Source organism: Rubneribacter sp. (assembly GCF_965361815.1).
This window is the reverse complement of sequence record NZ_CBDTNW010000104.1, coordinates 1-5,036: the sequence shown is the minus strand read 5'-3', so window position 1 is coordinate 5,036 and position 5,036 is coordinate 1. Positions and strand designations below refer to the sequence as shown.

General features: G+C 63.9%; 6 protein-coding genes. All 6 read right to left on the bottom strand.

Annotated elements, in window-relative coordinates; translation table 11 throughout:
* On the bottom strand, positions 1–435 hold a 435-nt coding region (locus ACWKY3_RS07775), incomplete at its 3' end, for a sugar transferase (RefSeq protein ID WP_449315848.1).
* 109 nt (positions 436–544) lie between these two features.
* The gene (loaP, locus tag ACWKY3_RS07770) at positions 545–1,057 is read right to left on the bottom strand and encodes an antiterminator LoaP (protein ID WP_449315847.1); all 513 of its coding nucleotides are present in this window, start codon (positions 1,055–1,057) and stop codon (positions 545–547) included.
* Between the two features lie 297 nt (positions 1,058–1,354).
* Complete coding sequence (locus ACWKY3_RS07765) at positions 1,355–2,008, bottom strand: CpsB/CapC family capsule biosynthesis tyrosine phosphatase (protein ID WP_449315846.1); 654 nt, start codon at positions 2,006–2,008, stop codon at positions 1,355–1,357.
* Positions 2,005–2,838: a CpsD/CapB family tyrosine-protein kinase gene (locus ACWKY3_RS07760; RefSeq protein ID WP_449315845.1), complete on the bottom strand. Its 834-nt coding sequence runs from the start codon at positions 2,836–2,838 to the stop codon at positions 2,005–2,007. Before ACWKY3_RS07760 ends, ACWKY3_RS07765 begins: the two co-directional genes overlap by 4 nt.
* Positions 2,839–2,851: 13 nt before the next feature.
* A complete protein-coding gene (locus ACWKY3_RS07755; RefSeq protein ID WP_449315844.1) occupies positions 2,852–3,511 on the bottom strand; it encodes a YveK family protein in 660 nt (219 codons plus the stop codon).
* Positions 3,512–3,545: 34 nt separating this feature from the next.
* Positions 3,546–4,781, bottom strand: coding sequence for an LCP family protein (locus ACWKY3_RS07750; RefSeq protein ID WP_449315843.1), 1,236 nt, complete (start codon positions 4,779–4,781; stop codon positions 3,546–3,548).
* Positions 4,782–5,036: the final 255 nt, after the last annotated feature.

Genomic DNA, 5,036 nt, shown 5'->3' with positions numbered 1-5,036 from the left:
GTCGGCCTCGTTCGAGCCTTGCAGGTCGGCCAGCATCTCGTCTGCGTTGGGCACCATGCTCCTGAACTTCCACATGCGGAAGGGCCGGTAGGTGCCATCGGCGCGCACCCTCCCTATTCTCCACTGGGAGTACAGCGGCCCGGCTCCCGGGGACTTCGCGCAGATGACGGCGCAGAGGATGGCTCCGGGGATGAGGAGCAGCGCCACGGCCGCCCCGCTCGCCACCAGGTCGAAAGCGCGCTTCGCGAAGCGGTAGCCACGCCGCGAAAGCTCGGGGCGCACGCCGGAGTCGCGGCCCGCCAGCAGGCGCAGGGCCTCCTTATCCGTAAGGTATCCCGAAGCGTCCCACGGCTTTGCACCAGAGGGGACTGGGTATTCCAACCCCTTCGCACCCGATGCGCAGCCGGCCTCGGCCGCCTCCCCGGGCGCAGCCACGGCGCCGTTCCCAGCGCAAGAAACGCCAAGTCCGTCGGAGTTGCCGGAAGCCTCAAGGGGCGCATGGCAACCCTCCCGCCCCTCCGCGCATCCCTGTTCTATTCGTTTTTCAAGGTCGCTTTTGTACAATTTCCAAGCCGACTTTGACGGTTTTCTTCCTGCCGAGCATCTCCATTTCCAAGTAGGCGAGCCGTTTGTGGCGGTCCACCTTCTTGACCAGGCCCGCCTGATGCATGAGCGGGCCGTTGAGGATCACAATCTCATCGCCTTCCATCACGCCGTTCGAGAACCCAACCACACGCCGACCGGGCTTTGTGAACGCGTTGATGAACGCAACTTCCTGATCGTTCAAGGGGACGAACACATCGTTGTTGGCAAGCAGCCGGGTGAACTTGGGAACGGACCGCAACTCATCCCGCAGCTTTCCGGGATCGTCGGTCACCACAAACAAGTAGCCGGGGAGCAGCACCTCCGTGCGCATGCGCCACTCTCCCCGGATCCGCTTCTTCACTTCGTACTGGGGAACGAACGCCTCCTGAACAAGGTCTTGGCCGATCAGCTTTTCCAGCAGGTCGAGCACCTGCTTCTCCTGCCCGCCGACCGTCTGCACGACAAACCACATGCCACCACCTCCCCAGGAAAAACAGCAGAAAACACGCAGACCCCCCCCCAGGCGCACAATGGCCTGGAGGGGGTCTGCAAGACATGGCTTCGCCTTGGGTCCTTTGACCCAAAAGCTCAACAACGATATGGCCCCTTGATCGATCCGGAACGCGCACCCAGCGACGATCCCGCTTTCCTCAAGGTATGTCCGCCCTCGAAGCGCTCAGCGCCTCAAAGGCCTGTGCCGCTTGCACGGCAATGCAGTTTCCTGCCGTCAGACCTCCCTGTCAAGAGGGCTGGCGGCAGAAGGCTGCCGCTACACGCGCGCGTGCGCCCCGCGCGTGCGGTAGTTCTTCCTGGCCTCGGCCAGATAGCGATAGTGCTCAACCCGGTGGGCGTCGCTTGCTATGTAGGAGTACAGGTTCTCCTCGAACAGGCGCTTGGCCGGCTTCCGCTCGGCGCCCATCCTGCCCCCGGCCACGAAGTCGGCCGAGGCCTGCAGCTTGCACCCCATCCTCACCAGCCGACGCGCCACCTCGACATCCTCCTGGATGGCCCGGTAACGCTCCGGATGGGCGATGATCACCTGGTAGCCCTTGCCCTGCAGCTCGAAGATGGTGCGCTCGTACACTTCGAACTCGGGTTTGCGGGCGCGCGTGGAAAGCTCCAGCAAAAACTCGCCCGTCCCGTCGAAGCAGAGCCGATCGACCCACTCCATCCCCAGATCCATGAGCTTGGAGTGGTTCACCTCGAACCCCATGGTGAGGGGGAACCCGTCCGCATGGGCAGCCAACAGCTCGTAGGCGTCCCACATGGCATCGTAATCGAAATACGGGTCGCGGCAATGCGGCGTGCACACGATGGAGGTGACGCCCGCCTGGCGGGCGGCATCCAGCATGGCAAGCGATTCGTTCAGATCGCGCGCGCCGTCGTCCACTCCGGGAAGGATATGGCAGTGCATGTCCCTCATCGAGCGCCACGCCCTTTCCCGGCAGCGCCAGAGGAGGCGTACTTGGCGCGATTGGCGGCTTGGGCTGCAGCCACGCCGCGACCGGGCACGGACCCGCGCGCAGTGCGCGGCGCAGGCGGCGTGGGCGACTGCAGCGCCTCCACGTCCCTATCGCCCTTCACCCTGTCGCCGTCTTTGGTGTAGTACGCGTAATAATACTCGGAACCGGTGCCCTCGCAGAACGTGGCGCACACGCCCAAAACGTTCGCATCGGCCTTCTTCAATTGCTCGTAGGCGTCCACAAGCTCGGCGCGCTTGGTGGAGCCGGGCTTCACCACCATCACGGTGCCGTCCACCAACGTGGACAGGATGGCCGCGTCGATGAACGTGCCCACCGGAGGCGTGTCGAACACCACGTAGTCGTAGCCCTCCTCCAAAAGCGACACCAGCTTGCGGTAGCGCTTGGACGAGATGATGTCGGCGGGATTGGGGATGTTCGGCTCCACATCCAGGAAGTACATGTTCGGAGTCTGCGTGGCGGCCACGGCCTGCGACAGCGGCGTGGCGTCCGTGAGCACCGAATACACCCCCGCGGGAGGACGCACGTTCAACATGTCGGCCAACGTGCGCCGACGCATGTCGGCCTCCACCAAAAGCACGGTCTTGCCCGACGTGGCAATGGCCCGCGCCAGCTCCACCGAGCACGTGGACTTGCCCTCGTTGGGCACCGAGCTGGTCATGACGATGCTGCGGATGGGCTCGTCGGGGGACATGAACCGGATGTTGGCGAACAGGGTCTTCGCCGCGTTCTGCACCTCAAGGAGGTTGGACGACTTCTTCTTTTTGGCCATGACGGTACCCTCCCTAGCCTTTGATGGTGGGGATGCGGCCGATCACCGGCACGCCCAACAGCTCTTCCGCCTCTTCGGGGTTGCGGACCCGCGTGTTCAGCATGTCCATGACCACCACCACGGCGACAGCCAGGAAGATGCCGGCCAGGAAGGCCACTGCGGTGTACATGGTGCGCGGCGGGCCCGAAGGACTTGAGGGGACCTGGGCCTGATCGACCACGTTCACGCTCTCCACCCCCATGACCTCCTGGGCGACCGTGGACAGCACGGCAGCCGTCTCGTTCGCCACAATGGAGGCCGCATCGGCCTTGCCCGCCGTCACCGAGATGTCGATCACGCGCGTGGTGGTGCTGGACTCCACGGAGATCTTGTAACCGGAAAGGGAGTCCATGCCCAAAGACTGCGCGGTCTTCTCCTTCACCGTCGCCGACTCGGCCAGCATGGCGATGTCGTTTGCCATAAGCTGGCTGGCCGTCAGGTCGTTGTAGGCGGTGGTGTTGGAGGAGGACTCGCTGTCCTTTGAGGTCAGCACGTACACAGAAACGGTGGCCGTGTATTGGTTTTGGAGAACGCCCCAGCTGACGCCGGCCGTTGCAATGGCCAGCACCACCGGAAGCGCCACCACCAGGGCCAGGTGCTTCTTGAGCAGTTTGAACAGTTCGAGCAGTGTCATTCGTCCATCTTCCTGTTTTCCGACAAGTACGCCGCTATTTGCCTTCGACGGTGGTGGCCGCAGACTCGGGGTTCTGCCCCGAATCCACCGCCTCCATCAGCGCGGCCCAGCCTTCGGGATCCTCGTAGCACAGCCACAGGCCGGTCTCCTGATCGATGTCGCCCTTGTAGGGGCCCGTGCACGTGTAGACCACCGGGTCACCCGCCGACGCGAAGTCCGTCGCCAAGGAGGCCATGGTCTGCAGGTCCATGTTCGTGCTGACGCACGAGGACAGCCTCTGCACCAAGCCGGGAACCTCCACCGGCGGCGACTGCAGCACGCTCTTCATAAGGGCGAGCACCATCGCGCGCACGTTGGACTGGCGCACGGCGTCCTGGTCGTCGCCGTAGGCGGTGCGCATGCGCGCCAAGGCGACGCACTGGGTGCCGTCGAGAAGCTGGTTTCCCGCCTCGATGTGCACGACGTCCTGGTCCTTCGTATACACCTCGTAGTCGATGGTGTAGGGCACGTCCACGTAGATGCCGCCCATGGAGTCCACGAACTCGGCAAGCCCGGCGAACTCGATTTCGGCGTAGTAGCTGATGGGCACGCCGGTCAACTCCTGCACGGCCGTGACCGCGCCTGCCGCCCCCTCCTCCGAGAACGCCTGGTTGATCTTCACCTTGTTGCCGTTGAGCATATAGGGCGTGTCGCGCGGCACCGACACCATGGTGATCTGATGGCCGACGGGATCTATGCGAAGCAGAACCAGGGCGTCGGAGCGCTCGCCGTACGTTTCCCAGTTGTCGGAACCCACCAGCAGCACGTAGAACGGCTCCTGCTGGCTGTCTGCGGCGGTGAGCACCGTATCAAGCTCCGAACGCTCCTGCTCGTCCAGGGCCATGTTGCTGGAAAGCGTGCCCGTGTACCACGCCGCATAGGCGGCCGCGCCTCCCACGAGCACGACCAAAACAATGGCCGCAACAAGCAGCGCGCGCTTCAGCTTCTTGTGCTTCTTGCGCTTCTTGCGAACGCGGATGATCTCATCGTTCGACGAGGGATAGCCTCCGCCCTGACCACCTTGCCAGCCCGGATAAGCCGCCCCTTGGACGGGACGAACGCCTGCGACATGCGAAGAGCGAGGGCTTTGCGGCACACGCCCCGAAGGAATCCGCCCACCGGACCCGTGCGCGCCGCTTCCGCCCTGCACGCTGCCGCGAGCGCCTCCGCGATGCGCAGAGGCGTCGTGGCGACCGTGGGCCGCGTAGCGTTCGTCGTTTGAAAATCCCATGGGAAGCCGTGTGATCCTGTTCCACCGCGCCGAGCGCGAACGGCCATGCTCGCCAACGTCCGCAACCCGACCTATCTGTCATAAGTCTTCCCTATAATAGCGACGGGGTGCTCGTTTGGCAACGACATCGCCAATGTCCATGAAGTCTCCCCCTCCTTTTCGCGGGTCGCTTGAATTTTGAAGTCATCCGAACATTCGGCGTTTTCTCTCGCGCTTACCCGAACGCGTTCGGCTGGGTCTGGTCTGCTCCTTTCC

What these genes read in the sequence shown, in the direction of transcription:
- ACWKY3_RS07765 (WP_449315846.1), bottom strand. Translation starts at nt 2,008, where the DNA reads ATGAGGGACATGCACTGCCATATCCTTCCCGGAGTGGACGACGGCGCG.
- ACWKY3_RS07750 (WP_449315843.1), bottom strand. Translation starts at nt 4,781, where the DNA reads ATGGGATTTTCAAACGACGAACGCTACGCGGCCCACGGTCGCCACGAC.
- ACWKY3_RS07760 (WP_449315845.1), bottom strand. Translation starts at nt 2,838, where the DNA reads ATGGCCAAAAAGAAGAAGTCGTCCAACCTCCTTGAGGTGCAGAACGCG.
- loaP (WP_449315847.1), bottom strand. Translation starts at nt 1,057, where the DNA reads ATGTGGTTTGTCGTGCAGACGGTCGGCGGGCAGGAGAAGCAGGTGCTC.
- ACWKY3_RS07755 (WP_449315844.1), bottom strand. Translation starts at nt 3,511, where the DNA reads ATGACACTGCTCGAACTGTTCAAACTGCTCAAGAAGCACCTGGCCCTG.